At 71.5% G+C, this 15,818-nt stretch carries 12 protein-coding genes; 2 read left to right on the forward strand and 10 right to left on the reverse strand.

The window, feature by feature from the left end:
* Positions 1-26: 26 nt before the first annotated feature.
* The 5 genes from ACH34T_RS09310 to ACH34T_RS09330 form a co-directional block, all read right to left on the reverse strand.
* On the reverse strand, positions 27-1,187 hold the full coding sequence (locus tag ACH34T_RS09310; RefSeq protein WP_395991592.1) for an alkaline phosphatase PhoX: 1,161 nt from the start codon (positions 1,185-1,187) through the stop codon (positions 27-29).
* Between the two features lie 477 nt (positions 1,188-1,664).
* Positions 1,665-3,788, reverse strand: coding sequence for an MMPL family transporter (locus tag ACH34T_RS09315; RefSeq protein ID WP_395991593.1), 2,124 nt, complete (start codon positions 3,786-3,788; stop codon positions 1,665-1,667).
* Positions 3,789-3,875: 87 nt separating this feature from the next.
* Complete coding sequence (locus tag ACH34T_RS09320) at positions 3,876-4,643, reverse strand: helix-turn-helix domain-containing protein (RefSeq protein WP_395991594.1); 768 nt, start codon at positions 4,641-4,643, stop codon at positions 3,876-3,878.
* Positions 4,644-4,851: 208 nt separating this feature from the next.
* Complete coding sequence (locus tag ACH34T_RS09325) at positions 4,852-6,006, reverse strand: FAD-dependent monooxygenase (protein WP_395991595.1); 1,155 nt, start codon at positions 6,004-6,006, stop codon at positions 4,852-4,854.
* A 92-nt stretch (positions 6,007-6,098) separates the two neighbouring features.
* The gene (locus ACH34T_RS09330; RefSeq protein WP_395991596.1) at positions 6,099-7,601 is read right to left on the reverse strand and encodes an MFS transporter; all 1,503 of its coding nucleotides are present in this window, start codon (positions 7,599-7,601) and stop codon (positions 6,099-6,101) included.
* A gap of 101 nt (positions 7,602-7,702) precedes the next feature.
* Here ACH34T_RS09330 and ACH34T_RS09335 point away from each other — a divergent pair, with 101 nt between their 5' ends.
* Positions 7,703-8,239, forward strand: a complete 537-nt coding sequence (locus ACH34T_RS09335) for a TetR/AcrR family transcriptional regulator (protein WP_395991597.1) — start codon at positions 7,703-7,705, stop codon at positions 8,237-8,239.
* A 92-nt stretch (positions 8,240-8,331) separates the two neighbouring features.
* On the opposite strand, the gene ACH34T_RS09340 is transcribed toward ACH34T_RS09335, so the two are convergent.
* The 3 genes from ACH34T_RS09340 to ACH34T_RS09350 are packed head-to-tail and all read right to left on the reverse strand — an operon-like array spanning position 8,332 to position 12,004.
* Positions 8,332-9,678 carry an acetyl/propionyl/methylcrotonyl-CoA carboxylase subunit alpha gene (locus ACH34T_RS09340; protein ID WP_395991598.1) on the reverse strand — a complete coding sequence of 449 codons (1,347 nt, stop codon included), beginning with the start codon at positions 9,676-9,678 and terminating at the stop codon, positions 8,332-8,334.
* On the reverse strand, positions 9,675-10,184 hold the full coding sequence (accB, locus tag ACH34T_RS09345; RefSeq protein ID WP_395991599.1) for an acetyl-CoA carboxylase biotin carboxyl carrier protein: 510 nt from the start codon (positions 10,182-10,184) through the stop codon (positions 9,675-9,677). The genes ACH34T_RS09340 and accB overlap by 4 nt, the downstream gene beginning before the upstream one ends.
* A complete protein-coding gene (locus ACH34T_RS09350; protein ID WP_395991600.1) occupies positions 10,181-12,004 on the reverse strand; it encodes an acetyl-CoA carboxylase carboxyltransferase subunit alpha in 1,824 nt (607 codons plus the stop codon). The genes accB and ACH34T_RS09350 overlap by 4 nt, the downstream gene beginning before the upstream one ends.
* Positions 12,005-12,182: 178 nt before the next feature.
* Between ACH34T_RS09350 and ACH34T_RS09355 the strand changes: the two genes are divergently transcribed.
* Positions 12,183-13,688: a phytoene desaturase family protein gene (locus ACH34T_RS09355; protein WP_395991601.1), complete on the forward strand. Its 1,506-nt coding sequence runs from the start codon at positions 12,183-12,185 to the stop codon at positions 13,686-13,688.
* A 43-nt stretch (positions 13,689-13,731) separates the two neighbouring features.
* On the opposite strand, the gene ACH34T_RS09360 is transcribed toward ACH34T_RS09355, so the two are convergent.
* Both ACH34T_RS09360 and ACH34T_RS09365 read right to left on the reverse strand, forming a co-directional pair.
* The gene (locus ACH34T_RS09360) at positions 13,732-14,646 is read right to left on the reverse strand and encodes an ester cyclase (RefSeq protein WP_395991602.1); all 915 of its coding nucleotides are present in this window, start codon (positions 14,644-14,646) and stop codon (positions 13,732-13,734) included.
* A gap of 43 nt (positions 14,647-14,689) precedes the next feature.
* Entirely contained in the window at positions 14,690-15,811 is a 1,122-nt protein-coding gene (locus tag ACH34T_RS09365) for a 3-oxoacyl-ACP synthase III family protein (protein ID WP_395991603.1), read from the reverse strand.
* Between the last annotated feature and the right edge of the window lie 7 nt (positions 15,812-15,818).

Here is a 15,818-nt window from a genome sequence, read left to right on the forward strand (position 1 = left end):
GGTGATGACGGCACCCGCCGGGGAGGTCAGGTCCGGAACGGGCCGGTCACGCAGTAGGTGATCCCGCCGGACGACGACCCGGACGTGCCGCGCTGGGACGAGAAGTACAGCCGGTTGCCCGCCGGGGTGAACGCGGGACCGGCGATCTCCGACGACGACTGCCCGTTGATGCGCAGGAACACCGAGATCTTGTCGTCCGGGGTGATCAGGCAGATCTCCATGTTGCCGCCGTCCTCGGCGACGTACAGGTCGCCGAAGGTGGAGCCCGTGATGTTGTCGACGCCGGTCAGCGGGGCCGGCCCCGGGTTGACGAGGTTGTCGTCGTAGGCCAGCTCGTAGGTGCTGTTGGCCAGGTTGAGCTGCCAGACGCGGTTGTCGCCCTTGGTCGTGAACCAGACGTTGTCGCCGGCGTAGTGGCAGCCCTCACCGCCGTTGAAGATCTTCATGCCCGAGACCTGGTCGCGGGTGGGGGTGGGCGAGCCGTCCGGGTCGGGGACCGTTCCCCAGGTGAACGAGCCGCTGGTGGCGGTTCCGGCCTTGAGGACCTGGAGGGTGCCCGACGACAGTTCGCCCCAGGTGGTCGGGACGAAGCGGTAGAGCCCGCCGTCGCTCTTGTCCTCGGTGAGGTAGACGACCTGGCGGACCGGGTCGGCCGCCGCGGCCTCGTGGTTGAACCGTCCCATGGCGTCGCGGCGCACGGCGGCGCCGCCGAACGGGAAGGTCTCGTACACGTAGCCGGTGTCGACCTCCTCGCAGGACAGCCAGGTGTTCCACGGCGTCTTGCCGCCGGCGCAGTTGCGGTTGGTGCCGGACAGGATGGAGTACGCGGACGTGACGGCGCCGCTGGAGTTGAACCGCAGCGCCGAGCATCCGCCCCCGCCCGAGCCGATCTCCGCGTTGGACACGTAGATCCAGCCGCTGCCGTCGGCGAAGCAGGCGCCGCCGTCCGGGGCGTTGTGCCAGGTGTAGGAGGTGCCGCTCACCGTCTGGCTGGAGCGGGCGACGATCTGGCTGGTGAAGCCGGGCGGCAGCTGGATGCCGTTGGCGTCGGCGGCCTGGAGGGCGCCGTAGGGGCCGGGGCCGAGCTGGGCGGGCGCGGCGAGGGCGGCGCCCTCCCACAGGGTCCCGGAGAACGCGATGGCTCCGGCTCCCGCCACCGAGGTGCGGAGGAACGTGCGACGTTTCATCGGAGGTGTCTCCTTCGGGGGGTCGAGACGATCCGTTGCCGCGGCGTCGCCCAGTGTAAGGAGACGGAATGAAATTACCGTCGCATCCGAGATGAACACGATCTGGATCGAATATGACCGATTTCACCAATAACCGGGTACCCGATCATTCGACCGACCCGCCAATTCTTAAAAGGTTGGAGCAGCTCCAGTAAATGGACTTCCCGCAGGATGTGACCTGGGTCGTCTTGGCAGACCACAGGCCCGTCCGCGCTCCCGGATTTCTCCTGAACCTTGGTCGCTCCCATCGAATGGCTCCAAATTCAAGAGCCATCAGCGACCCGCCGCCCGGACATTTATCGGTCGGCTCGTCCTCCCCCGGCCGCGGACCCGCCGGTTCGGACGGGTGCGGCGCCGGGCGAGGCCGTGGTGCGGGGGGTTGTGGCCTCGCCCGGCGGGTTCAGGGACGGTGTGAGGTGTGGGCCTCGCCCGGCGGGCTCAGGGACGGCCGGCGCCGACGGGGACCCGGTCCGCCGGCGGGGGCGGGACGGACTGCGGCACGCGCAGCAGGCGGGCGGCCCAGCCGGGCAGCCACCAGTTCCACCGGCCCATGACCGCCACCAGGGCGGGCACGAACAGCGCCCGGATCAGGGTGGCGTCCAGCAGGATGCCGAGCCCGAGACCGGTCGCGATCATCTTGAGTTCGAGGTCGGGGGCCGAGGCCATCGAGACGAACGCGAGGAAGAGGATCAGCGCCGCGCTGGTCACCAGCCGTCCGGTGCGGCCGAGGCCCTCGACGATCGCCTCGGTGGTGTTGCCCGTCCGGTCGTACTCCTCCCGCATCCGGTGCAGGATGAAGACCTCGTAGTCCATGGACAGGCCGTAGAGGAACGCGAAGATCACCAGCGGGATGAAGGCGGTGATCGTCCCCGTCGGCTCGATGTCCCAGAGCTGCTGGGAGCCGTGGCCCCGCTGCCAGATCAGGACCATCGCGCCGAGGATCGCGGCCACCGAGAGCAGGTTCAGCAGCACCGCCTTCAGCGGCAGGATCAGGGACCTGAAGGCGCGCGCCAGGAACAGGTACGTGAAGACGGCGATGATCGTGAGCATCAGCGGGAACGCGCCGTAGACGGAGTCGGTGAAGTCGATGTCCTCCGCGGTGGCGCCGCCGACCCGTGCGCCCGGCGGGACGGCGTCCCTGAGCCGCTTGACGACCTCCTTGCCCTCGTCGGAGCCGCCCTCCTTGACGGGAACGACGGTGACCAGCGAGGTTCCGTCCCGCCGCAGGGACGGGTCGTCGACCACCGTCCACACGCCCTTGACCCGGGCCAGCTTCTCGACCGCCGCGTCCGGGCTGCTCCCGGGCAGCAGGACGTCGATCGGCGTGAACATCCCCGAGGGGATCCCGGACCGGTCGAGCGCGGCGCGTCCCTCGGCGGCCGTGCCCGACCCGGCGTAGGCGTCGCTCTCGGGCTTGCCGAGGTGGAGGTCCAGCGCGAGGAGGGAGAGCCCGGCCAGCGCGGCGCCGGACACCACCAGCGCGACCCACCGGAAGCGGACCACGCCGCGCGCCCAGCCCGTCCAGCCGCGACCCGCGGAGACGTCCTTGCGCAGCCGCGGCCAGTCGAGCCGCTCGCCGACGGTGGCCAGCACGATCGGCAGCAGCGTGAGCACCGCGAGAACGCTCAGGAGCGGGATCAGCATGCCGCCGTAGCCCACGCTGCGCAGGAACGGCACCGGCAGGACGACCATCGCCACCAGGCCGATCGCGACCGCGAACCCGCTGAACAGGACGGCCCGCCCGGAGGTGTTCATGGCCGCGCGCACCGCGTCCTCGCTGGACGCCCCGCGGTTGATCTCCTCGCGCCACCGCGTGACCAGCAGCAGCGAGTAGTCGATCGCGACGCCGAGCCCGATCAGCGCGACGATGAACTGCACGATCACGCTCACCTCGACCATCCCCGCCAGCCCGTAGACGGCCAGGAACGAGGTCAGGATGGACGCCGCCGCGATCAGCAGCGGCACGAGCGCGAGGAACGAGCCGAACACGAACGCCAGCACGATCAGCGCGCCGAGCCCGCCGACCAGCGTCTCGACGAGGACCCCCGGCCCTTCGCTCTCGCTGCCGCCGCCTTCGAGCGCGTCCATGCCGGTGACCTTCAGCTGCGCTCCTGGAGGCAGTTCCGGACGCATCGCCGCGGTCAGGGGGCCGCTCAGGTCGGGGGCGTTGGGGCCCGCGTCCGGGGTGGCCTTGGGGAACACGAGCCCGACCGTGATCCGCCCGTCGGCGCTGACCAGCCGCCGGTCACCGGTCGTGGCGAACGAGACGGCCCGGCCCTGCACGGCCTTGGCGCCCGCCGCGAAGGCCTTGCCGACGGACTCCGGCCCGGTGCCGCCGGGGAGGGTGATGACCGGGACGAGCGGCCGGCCCGCGCCACCGGTGCCGTAGGTGTCGACAATCGCGCTGTTGGCCAGCTGGGCGTCCTGGCCCGGCTGGTCGAAGCCCTCACTTAATCGGTCGCCCAGCTGCAGCGTCGCGAACACGCCCGCGATAGAAGCGGCCAGCCAGAGCAAGGCGACGAGGAGCTTGTGTCGCAGGACGAAACCCGAGAACAGATCCATGTGCTTCAGTCACTTTCGGTAGGGACGGTCCGGCGGTCGTGGACCTGTGTTCGGTGGCCGGGGGCCTTTGTTCGGTGGACGGCGCCGTCAGCAGTTGACGCCGAGGAACATCTGGACGTCGTCCGAAGGGGGAGGCCACGAATAGACCTGGGCCAGCAGGCCGGTCTGCTCGTCGAAGTCCAGATCCCGGACCAGCATGTGGAGGGACTGGCGGCCCATGCACACCTCCTGCCGCTCCCACATCTGGCGGAACTCGGCGCTGCTCGCCAGGTCGTCCAGCAGCAGGGTGAACTCGCCGTTCCCCGGCCGGCGGACCATGTGCGCCCTGAACCAGGCCACGATGAGGCGCGCCTCGGCGTCCCAGTCGACCAGGACGGCCCGCGACTCGGGACTGAAGAACAGCCACTTGAGCACATTTCCCGTCGACTCGATGCCGCGATGAATCCTGCTGAATTCCGAGTTGGCGTAGAGGATGTTCCAATTTTCGTCGAAGTAGGCGGCCAGATGCGGGTAAAGATTGTCGGCGACCTCGCGCATGACCGGCGTGATCAGGGTCGAGGTCGCGGCGCCCGCGGCGAGATCGTCCGCGGTGTGACCGTAATTGGCAAGATCATGCAGATGCCGGTTCTCGACCGCGCCCACTTCGAGGGCGCCGGCGATCCGGTCGACGACGTCGGGCGACGGGCGGACGGCCCGCCCCTGTTCGAGTTTGATGACATAGCCGACGCTCACGGACGCCCTGGCCGCCAGGTTCGTCCGGCTGAGCAGGCCGTTCTTGGAAGCTCTGGCCGCGGGGGAGGCTGAGCGCAGATAGCGGAGATACTCGGCAAAACTAGGCTGCGAAAGTGCGGACATGACTAACGAGTTGCACCCAGGGTGCCAGCAGCATTCCGACCGACCACGTCTTTCCTCCTGTTCGCGTAATTGACACCTCCTATAGTAGGAGTGAGCGGGGTCGGGGTTAATTGTCGACTGCGGCGAATGTGTGGCCAGAATCGGACTGAGCGGGCCTCGATCGGTGCTCACGGCGCCGCAATCAGGCTGCGGGTGGCCGCAATCGGACTCAGGGGCCCGTCCGCATCTCCGTTTCGTGCATACGGCTGACACGGCCTTTGAACGCGGCCCTGACCATCGCGTCCCGCGCCCGCACGGCGAGGGGCGACTTCCAGCGGCCCATCACGCCGACCTGGCGCGAGTGGCTCTGGAAATAGGCCGTCCGCTTGCGGCGCTCGTCCTCGTAGGAGCGCAGCCCCTGCTCGGGATCGCGCGCCTTGCCCAGCTCGGCGGCGATGACGAGCCCGTCCTCGATCGCCTGGCAGGCGCCCTGGCCCATGTTCGGGGTCATCGCGTGCGCCGCGTCGCCGAGCAGCGTCACCCGGCCGGAGCCCCAGGTCTTGAACGGCTTGTGGTCGGTGATGTCGTGCCGGTCGATCGCGTCCTCCGGGGTGGCCTCGATGATCGCCTCGACGGGGGCGTGCCAGCCGCGGTGGTGTTCGAGCATCGCGGCGCGCCGCCCGCCGGGGGCGTCCTGGCCGCCCTCGGCGGCCCGGGTCAGGGCGAGCCAGTACAGCTGCCCTCCGCCGACCCGGTAGTAGAGGAACCGCTTGCCCGGGCCCCAGAACTTGCAGGCGTAGTCCGTCGGGGCGTCCGCCTCGGGGACGTCGGCCAGGCCACGCCAGGTGGTGTAGCCCGCGTAGCGCGGTTTGCGCGGGCCGAGGAGCTGGGTGCGGATCACGGAGTTGATGCCGTCCGCGGCGATGAGGACGTCGCCCCGCTCGGAGCCGCCGTCGGCGAACGTGACGGTGACGCCGTCGGCGTCCTGCTTGTAGCCGGTGCATTCCACGCCCAGCTGGAAGGTGCCCGGTTTGAGCGCGTCCAGCAGCACCGCGTGCAGGTCGCCGCGGTTGATGCCGATGGTGGGGGATCCGAGCCGTTCGGCGAGCCCGGCGACGTCCCAGCGCATGAGGTGCGCGCCGCGCCAGTTCCGGAACTCGAACGCGCGGATCTCGGCGCTGACCGCGGCGATCTCGGCGCCCACGCCGAGCCGCTGGAGGACGCTGGTCCCGTTGTGCCAGACCATGAGGCCGACGCCGCCGGCCACGTCCGCGAGGTGCCGGCGCCGTTCCAGCACCGTCACCTCGACCCCGTCCTGCTGGAGTGCCAGCGCGGTGGTGAGGGCACCGATGCCGCCGCCGGCGATGACCGCCTTCGTGATCATGATCAACCCTTGATCTTTCGCTGGGACGTGCGAGTCGGGGCCGTCGCCCGGCCGGGTCGGGGGGCGTCCCGGCCGGGCGGCGGCGGATCCATTCAGACGGCCGACACGGCGCCGTCGGGCACGGCCTCGCCCGGCGGGGGCGGTATCTCGTCGCGCTTCAGCACGATCGAGACCGCCGCGATGCCGGCGGCGAGCAGCATCACCAGGCCCGCCGCCAGGAAGCCGCGGGAGAACCCGGAGACGAGCGCCTCGTTCCGGACCGTCTCCGAAAGGGCCGAGCCCGCCGCCTGCCCGGCGCGCTCGTCGTGCACGACCTTGGTCCAGGCCAGGGTGCCGAGCACCGCGAGCCCGATCGCGCCGCCGACCTGGCGGCCCGCGTGCTCCAGGCTGGAGGCCACGCCCATCTCCCGCTCGTGGATGCGGGACACGCCGACGATCGTCATCGGGGTGAAGATCAGGCCGAGCCCGAACCCGGACAGGAGCGTCGGGCCGAGCATCTCGGTCACGTAGGCGGGCTCGGCGCCGACGCGGGACACCCAGGTCATGCCCACCGCGGTCAGCAGCCCGCCGGCCACCAGGATCGTCCGGGGCCCGAACCTGGCGACCAGCGCCTCCCCGCCGATCGCCGCCGCCGTGATGGCGAGGCTCATCGGCAGGTAGGCCATACCGGTCTTGACCGCGCTGTATCCCCAGACGGTCTGGACGATCAGCGTCAGGAAGAAGAACACCCCGGCGATCGAGCAGCCGACGCACAGCCCGATCAGGTAGGACCCGGCCCGGCTGCGGTCGGCGACGACCCGCAGCGGCATGAGCGCGTTGCGGCTGCGCGCCTCGATCAGCGCGAAGGCGACCAGCAGGACGACGGAGGCGGCGAGCGAGCCGGCGACATTCGTGTCCGCCCAGTGGGTCTTGCCGTCCCGGCTCGCGGCGGCCTCGGCCAGGCCGTAGGTCAGCAGGGTGATCCCTGCCGTGCCGAGGATCGCGCCCACCAGGTCGAACCGGCCGCGCCTGCGCGTCGACTCCGAGATGACCGACGGCGCCGCGAGGAGGGCGAGGAGCCCGATCGGCACGTTGACGAAGAACACCCACCGCCAGGAGATGTAGCTGGTGAGCACGCCGCCGAGCAGCAGCCCGAGGGTGGCGCCGAGGCCGCCCATGGCCGCGACGACGCCCAGCGCCTGGGCGCGCTCCTTGCCCTCGGCGAACGTGGTGCTGACCAGGGCGAGCGAGGTGGGTGCGACGATGGCGGCGCCCATCCCCTGCAGGGCCCGGGCCGTGAGCAGCAGCCACTGGTCGTTGGCGAAGCCCCCGGCGAGGGAGGCGACGATGAAGACCCCGAGCCCCGCCATGAACACCCGGCGGCGCCCGAGGATGTCACCGGCCCGGCCGCCGAGCAGGATCAGCCCGCCGAACGCGAGCGCGTAGGCGTTGACGACCCATTCCAGCCCCTCGCCCGAGAAGTCCATCGCGCCCTGCAGGTTCGGCAGCGCGACGTTCACGATCGTGCCGTCGAGGACGACCATCAGCTGCGCGGTCGCGATGACGAGGAGTGCCAGCCCTTTCCGGCTGCCCGTCTTCGTATCCGTCTCGGTCATTGGTCTCTCCATGGGAGGCGGGTGACAATGGCTAACTTAGTACTTAGCAAGTACTAAGGCAATGGTCTCGTCAGGGCCCGGGTCGTGATTTGATGCAGGGCATGGCCAGGATGACCGCGACCGAGCGCCGGACCCAGCTACTCGAGATCGCCACCAGGGAGTTCGCCAGGAAGGGCTTCCACGGCACCTCCGTCGAGACGATCGCCCGCCGCGCGGACATCGCCCAGCCGTATGTCTTCCAGCTCTTCGGGTCCAAGAAGGTGCTGTTCGGCGCCGTCGTCACCCGCTGCTTCGAGCAGGTGAACGAGACCTTCGCCGAGCACGCCGCCGGGCTCACCGGAAGCCCGGCGCTCCGCGCGATGGGCGACGCCTACCAGCGGCTCCTCACCGATCAGACCTTCCTGCTGATCCAGCTCCACGGCTTCGCGGCCTGCGACGACCCCGACATACGCGAGACGGTCCGGACCGGCTTCAAGAGCCTGTGGACCACCGCCCAGGAGCTGTCCGGCCTGGAGGACGCCAACGTGCAGCGCTTCCTGTCGATGGGCATGCTGCTCAACGCGGCCGCCGCGATGGACCTCGCCAGCCTCCACGAGCCCTGGGCCGAGGCGTGCCTCGCCCCACCCGTCCTCGACTGACCACGGCCCGTTCCGGCTGACGGCGGCCCGTCCTCGACTGACTGCGGCCCGTTTCGGCTGGCCGTGGCATGTCCTCGGCTGGCCGCTTGCGGTCACGGGGTGAGGCCGTCGACGAAGCGGGTCGTGTGCCTGGCGTGGACGAAGTCCGGTTCCGCCAGCAGGCGGCGCAGCAGCGGCACCGTCGTCCGCACGCCGGGGCCGTCGATCGCGAACTCGGCGAGCGCCCGGTCCGCCCGGGCGATCGCCTCGTCCCGCGTGGGCGCCCACACGACGACCTTGGCGATCAGCGAGTCGTAGTGCGGCGGGATCTCGTCCCCTTCGGCGAAGCCGGAGTCCACCCGGACGAACGGCCCGCCCGGCGGCCGGAACACCTTGAGGCGGCCCGCCGCCGGACGGAACCCGGCGTCCGGATCCTCCGCGTTGCTCCGGCATTCGATCGACGCCCCGCGGGGGCGCGTCTCGTCCTGCGTGAGGGAAAGCGGCAGCCCCGAGGCGACCCGGATCTGCTCCCGGACCAGGTCGAGCCCCGTCACCATCTCGGTCACCGGGTGCTCCACCTGGATCCGCGCGTTCAGCTCCATGAACGTGGCCGAGCCGTCCGGCGCGACCAGGAACTCCATCGTCCCGGCGCCGGTGTAGCCGATGGCCCGCGCCCCCGCCGTCGCGTACTCGCCGAGCCGTGCCGCGAGGCCGGGCGGCAGGTCGGGCGCCGGGGCCTCCTCGATCAGCTTCTGGTTGCGCCGCTGCAGCGAGCAGTCGCGCTCGCCCAGGTGCACGGTCCGGCCGTGCTCGTCCGCGAGGATCTGGACCTCCACGTGGCGGGCCGCCGGCAGGTACCGCTCCAGGTAGACCTCGCCGTTCCCGAAGATCATCCGAGCCTGGTGGGCGGTCCGCCGGTAGGCGGCGGCGAAGTCGGCGGGCGAGTGGACCACGGTGATCCCGCGTCCGCCGCCGCCCCCGCTGGCCTTGATGATCAACGGGAAGCCGATCGACGCCGCGACCCGCTCGGCCTCCCCCACGGTCCCCGCCGGGCCGTCGCTGCCGGGCAGCACCGGCAGCCCCGCCGCCGCCATCAGCGCGCGGACCCCGGCCTTGTCGCCGGCCTTCTCCATGACCTCCGGCCGGGGGCCGATGAGGATCAGCCCGTTCTCCGCGCAGGCCTGCGCGAAGTCCGGATCCTCGGAGAGGAACCCGTAGCCGGGATGGATCGCGTCCACCCCGTGCTGCAGCGCCGCCTCGATGATGTTCGGCATGTACAGGTAGCTCTTCTTCGGCGGGCCGGGCCCGATGTGCACGGCCTGGTCCGCGTACTCGACGGCCGCGCTGAACCGGTCCGCCTCCGAGTGGACGGCCACGGTCGCGATGCCCATCTCGCGGCAGGTCCTGGCGATCCGCAGCGCGATCTCGCCGCGGTTGGCGATCAGCACCTTCCGGATCATCGCTCGGCCACCCTGATGCGGACCAGCTCCCGCCCGTACTCGACCGGCTCCCCGTCCTTGACGAGCACCTCGACGACCTCGCCCGTCCAGTCCGAGGTCACCTGGTTCATCAGCTTCATGGCCTCGACGATCCCGACGGCCTGCCCGGGCACGACCAGGTCACCGGGCGCCACGAAGGGGCCGGCGCCCGGTTCGGGAGCGACGTAGAACGTGCCGACGAGCGGGGCGACGACGCTGCGGACGCCCTCGTCCTCGTCGACGGCCGCCGCCTGCGGAGGCTCCATGGACGGCGCGGACGCCACGTCCTGTCCGCCTGCTTCGGCGGCCGACGGCAGGGGTTGCGCGGGAGCGGGCGGCGCGGCGGCGGGCGGCGGTTCCCAGCCGACCCGGATCTCGACGTCGCCGACCCGCAGGGAGACGTGCGCGACCCTGCCGGGCGTCCCGTTCGCGAGGGCGTGCACCTCCTCGCGCAGCAGCCGGATGGCCGTGACCTCGTCCTCCCTCATTCCGCCACCTCTCCCTGCCTTCGGAAACGCGCGTGCCTGTGCAGGACGAGTTCCTCGGGCCCAAGGTCGCGGAGGCGGTGCAGCGCGCCGAGCACCGCCGCCTTGAGCGCGGCCGCCGCCGCGGCGTGGTCCGCCTGCGCGCCGCCCGCGGGCTCGGCGACGATGCCGTCCGCGACCCCGAGCGCGACCAGGTCCGGCGCCGTCATCCGCAGGGCCGCCGCCATCCCGGCCGCCTGCGACGGGTCCCCGTGCAGGATCGTCGAGCAGCTCTCCGGGCTGATCACCGAGTAGACGGCGTGCTCCAGCATGAGCACCACGTTGGACACGGCGAGCGCGAGCGCCCCGCCGCTGCCGCCCTCGCCCGTCACCACGCTCACCACCGGCACCCTCAGCTCCGCCATGCCCGCGATCGACTCGGCGATGGCCCACGCCTGCCCGCGCTCCTCCGCCTGGACGCCGGGCGCCGCGCCCTGGGTGTCGACCAGCGTCACCACCGGCAGGCCGAGCGCCTCGGCGAGCCGCATCAGGCGCAGCGCCTTCCGGTAGCCCTCCGGCTGCGGCATCCCGAAGTTGCGCGCCACCAGTTCGCGGGTGTCGTGTCCCTTCTGGTGGCCGACGACCACGACCCGCAGCCCGTCGATGTCGGCGAGACCGCCTACGATCGACGGGTCGTCGCCCGCGGTCCGGTCGCCGTGGAGTTCGACGAAGTCGTCGCAGATCCGTCCGAGGTAGTCGAGGGTGGTCGGGCGGCCGGTGTCGCGCGCTAAGCGCACGGTCTCCCAGGCGCTGAGCGACGACGCCCGCTCCGCGCGCTCGGCGGGGACGTCCGCGCGCTCGGCGGCGGCGTGCGCGAGCTGGGCGGGGGCGTTCGGTGGCGGTGTCTCCGCCCGGCGTCCGAGGCGGAGCAGCTGCGTCAGGAGAGGGCGGAGGCCGTCGCGGTCCTCGACCCGGTCCAGCATGCCGCGCTCGAACAGGAACTCCGCGGTCTGGAAGCCGTCGGGCAGCCGCTCCCTGGTCGCGTTGGCGATCACCCGCGGACCGGCGAAGCCGATCAGCGCGCCCCGCTCGGCGACCAGCACGTCGGCGAGCGTCGCGAACGACGCGGTGACGCCGCCGAACGTGGGGTCGGCGAGCAGCCCGACGCTGAGCACGCCCGCGCGGCGCAGGTCGCGGACGGCCCGCGCGGTCTTCGCCATCTGCATCAGCGACAGGGCCCCCTCCTGCATGCGGGCGCCCCCGGACGACGACACCAGCAGCAGCGGGACCCGCAGGCGCAGCGACTCCTCCGCCGCGCGCGTCACCGCCTCGCCGACCGCGGAGCCCATGCTGCCGCCGAGGAAGCCGAAGTCCATCGCGGCGACCACGACGGGCTCGCCGCCGATCGCGCCGGTCCCGCTCAGCACGGCGTCGGCCAGGCCGCGCCTCCCCCGGGCGGACGCCAGGCGCGCCGTGTACGGCTTGGCGTCGGCGAAGCCGAGGGGATCGGCGCCGAAGACGGGCTCCAGGGGGCTGAAGGAGCCCGGGTCGAGGAGCTGCTCCACCCGGTCGGCCGCGCCGAGGCGGTGGTGGTGCCCGCATTCCGGGCACACGTGCCGCAGGCGCGCCAGGCGGCGCCGGTAAAGGGTGGCCCGGCAGCGCGGGCAATGGGTCCATTCTGTTTCGGTCGCGGGCTTTGCGGCGTCGGTCGCGAGCTTTGCGCTGTCCGCCGCGGGCCGTTCGGTATCGGCCGCGGGTCGCTCGGGAACGGCGACAGGTCGGTCGGGAACGGCCGGCGGCCGTTCTTCCCGCCGCGGTGGGCTGACCGGAGAGGTGATCGACATTTCTCCAGTGTCGCCAGAACACGCGGAATCGGCCAGCGATTCAGCGGCCCATCGGTGTTCATCCGGATTTACCGTCGCCCGCCCGACCGGATGACATTTTCTCTTGCTTTCGGTGGAGCCGGTGCGCCACTCTCACACGGATCGAGCATTCTCCGCCCGGGAAGGGGTGTCGTCTTCGATGTACGACTTCGTGATCATCGGGGCAGGGATCGGCGGCCTGGTCACGGCCGCGAGCCTGGCCAGGTCGGGCCAGCGGGTCCTGCTCGTGGAAAGGACCGGGGGCGTCGGCGGCTACGCGCGCGCTTTCCGGCGCGGGCCGTACACCTTCGATCCCGCCATGTCGGTTTTTCCGCAGGGCCATGACCATGCCCTGCCCGCCGCGCTGCTCGAATGGCTGGGCGTCCGCGACGAATGCCGATTCGTGCCGCTCGACTCGAACTACAAAGCCGTTTTCCCCGGCTTCGAGTTCGAGACGCCTTTCGGGCTAGCGGAGTTCACCGACGTGCACTGCGAGCTCTTCCCCGAATACGCCGGCCCGCTGCGGGAATTCTTCGCGCTCTGCAAGCGGCTGCACAAGGAGGCGCACGACCTCCCGCCCCGGGTTGGCCTCGCCGGGCTCGACGAGGCGGCGCGCCGTTTCCCCGTGCTCTTCCGCTACGCCAAGGCGACGACCGCCGACGTGCTCGACGAGTACTTCGACGACCCGGTCGTGAAGTCGGCGGTCAGCGTGCTGTGGCCGTACCTCGGGTCGCCGCCGTCACGGCTCGACTTCGTCACGTTCTCCACGATCCTCAACGTCTACCTGGAGGGGTGCTTCTATCCCGAAGGCGGCTTCCAGTCGCTCGCCGACGCCTTCCACACGGCGCTGCGCAAGGCGGGCGGCGAGGTGGTCCTCGGCCGGACGGTGACGAGGATCCTCGTCGAGGACGGCCGCGCCGCCGGGGTCGAGCTCGACGACGGCGAGGTCGTCCGGGCCGGGACGGTCGTCTCGAACGCCGACGCCACCGCGACGTTCACCGAGCTGGTGGGCGACGAGCACCTGCCGTCCGGTTTCATGAAGCGGCTGCGCCGGATGACGCCGTCCACGTCCGCCGCGATCGTGTTCATGGCGACCGGGATGGACCTGCCGGGCGCGGGCGCGGTGCACGAGGTGTTCCGGCCCCTGCACCTCGATCATGAGGAGACCTACCGGGACGTCCTCGCCGGGAGGCCGGGCGGCATGTACGGGACCGTCCCGACCATCGCGTCCCCGTCGATGGCGCCCGAGGGCCAGCACCTGCTCACCGTCCACTGCACGGCCCCCTACGACATCGGCCGGCCGTGGGCGGACGAGGTGAAGGTGTACGAGGAGCGGGTGCTGGACGCCTTCGAGCCCGTCTTCCCGGGGCTGCGCGACTCCCTCGTCCATCTGGAGACGGCCACGCCCCGGGCCCTGGAGAGGCACACCGCCAACCGCGCCGGAGCGGCCTACGGCTGGGCGAACACGCCCAACCAGACCGGCGCGAAGCGGTCCCCGCACGTGACGCCGCTGAAGGGGCTCCTGCTCGCCGGGCACTGGACGCAGCCCGGCACGGGATCGCTGCGCGCCCTCGTCTCGGGCCTGCACACGGCCCAGCTGGCGCTGCTCGAAAGGGACTTGGGCCCGATCGAGTTCACCCATCCCGACTTCCCCCCGGCGAGCTGACACGAGCGGCGCTACCCCGCTACCCCGCTACCCGCTACCCCGCCTACGAGAGCTGGCCCAGCAGTCCGATCGCGTCGAACTCGCTCCATTCCGAGACGACCTTGCCGCCGGCGACGCGGGCGATCGAGACGCCCGACAGCTTGAGCACCCGGCCCGTCGCGGGCAGGCCGAGCCAGTCGCCCTTGTGGGTGCCGCTCGCGGTCAGCCGCGTCACGCACCGCGAGCCCTCGGCGTGCTGGGCGTGGAGCTCGAAGGTCAGGTCGGGGACGGCCTCCCGCCACTGCGCGGCCAACTCCCCCAGACCGCCGGGCCCGCGGACGAGGGACCGGCCGGACGCGTGCCCGACATAGCCGTCGTCGACCAGGGCGCCGGCCGCCGAAAGGTCGCCGCCGGTCCACACCTCGTCGTAGAGGCGGCGGACGACGGCCTTGACGTCCCCGGCCGCGGCTCCGTCCGGCGCCGGAAGGGACGGGAGCGCCGCCCACATCGCGGTGGTCTCCTCGGACGAGAGCTCCGGGTCGGGGCCGGGGAAGATGCCGAGCTGCTGCATCATGCCCGCCGCGTCCCAGCAGGTCCAGACCTCGGCGATGCGGTCGCCGCTGACCCGGTTGATCGTGATGCCGGTGATCGCGCCGCGCTTGCCGGTGTTCGGCAGCCCGCGGAACTCCCGGGCCTGGGTGCCGACGGCGATGTGCCGGGACGCCACGTAGTCGCCCTCGGCGATCTGCTCCTCGACGGTGACGTGCATGTCGGGGAAGCCGTCGAGCCAGCCCTCGATCGTCGTCCTGGCCTCGTCCTTGGCGGCGGTCCCCGACCGGCCGAGCGACGTGTTCTCCCACAGGGCGTTGAGCTGGAAGTCCGCCGTGTAGATGTCGTCCATGTAGTCGAAGTTGCCCTTGTTCCAGACCTCGTCGAAGAAGCTCTGGACGAGGGCCTTGTTCCGCTGAACGTCACTCATGGAAATCCTCCTTGATGTCGGGAGCGTCATGGTTCTCGGGAGGTCAGGCGGGCGGGGCGGCGGTCCAGCGGACGGCCAGCCCCGCGTACTTCCACTTGCTGGTCTCGATGGCCAGCAGCATCACCAGGTCGTCCGGCTTGACCGCGCCGGTCCGCCAGGCGTGGTCGAGCGCCAGGGGCACCGCGGCCGAGCCGGTCGCGGCCACGAGCGCCAGGTTCTCGAAGATCTTCGGCTGGAGGGCCGTCCACTCCGGGGTCAGCAGCCCGGCCTCCGCCAGCTCCTCGGTGAGGTAGCCGGCGTTGCCCTCGGGGAGCACGCAGAGATCGACGTCCCCGGCGGCGAGGCCGGTGGCCGCGAGCGTCTCCCGCATGGCCTCGGTGATCACGTGCGGGGTGAAGCGGCCCGACTCGATCACGTCCACCTTCAGGTCGATGAGCCGCTTGGCCTCCAGCTGCCGGTGGATCGGGGCGTGCGTGCCGCCCGCGCCGAAGATCTGCATGCCGGGCTTGTGGTCGCCGCCGACGCAGGCGATCGCCCCGCCCAGGACGCCGCCGCCCCGGCCGCCGCCCGCGCCGCTTTCGTCGCCCTCGTTCGCGGCGGCGCGCATGACCATCGCGGCGGCGCCGTCGCCGAAGTTGTAGGGGTTCATCCGGTCGCGCATCCGGATCTTCCGCGGCTCCACGCCGCGGTACACCGGGACCAGCAGCGGCGAGATGGTCTCGGAGCCGACGATCACGGCCGTCCGCTTCAGGCCGCGTTCGAGGTAGAGCCGCGCGATGTCGGCCGCCTCCACGAACCCGGCGCAGCCCGAGCGGACCTCGACGACCGAGCAGGCCCGCAGGCCGAGCCGCTCCTGGAGGAACGTGGCCATCGGCGGGAGAAGGTAGTCGGGGCTGGCCGTCGAAGTGATGATCAGATCGACCTCGGCGGGCTCGACGCCCGACCGCTCCAGCGCGTCCAGCGTCGCCTTGTACGCCAGATCGCAGTTGCCCTCCCGGTGCTCGCCCGTCTCCGGATCGATGATCCAGTGCCGGACGCCGACCTGGAGCCCGTCCAGGATGTCCTCCGGCAGCGGGCCGACGAGCCGTTCCACGTCCTCGTTGGTGATGGGGTCCCCCGGCAGGTACGCGCCGGTGCCCAGGACTTCGGCCTTCTGCAGCGTCATGTGTCTC

Source organism: Actinomadura sp. 9N215 (genome assembly GCF_044326345.1).
In the GTDB taxonomy this organism is placed as follows: Bacteria; Actinomycetota; Actinomycetes; order Streptosporangiales; family Streptosporangiaceae; genus Spirillospora.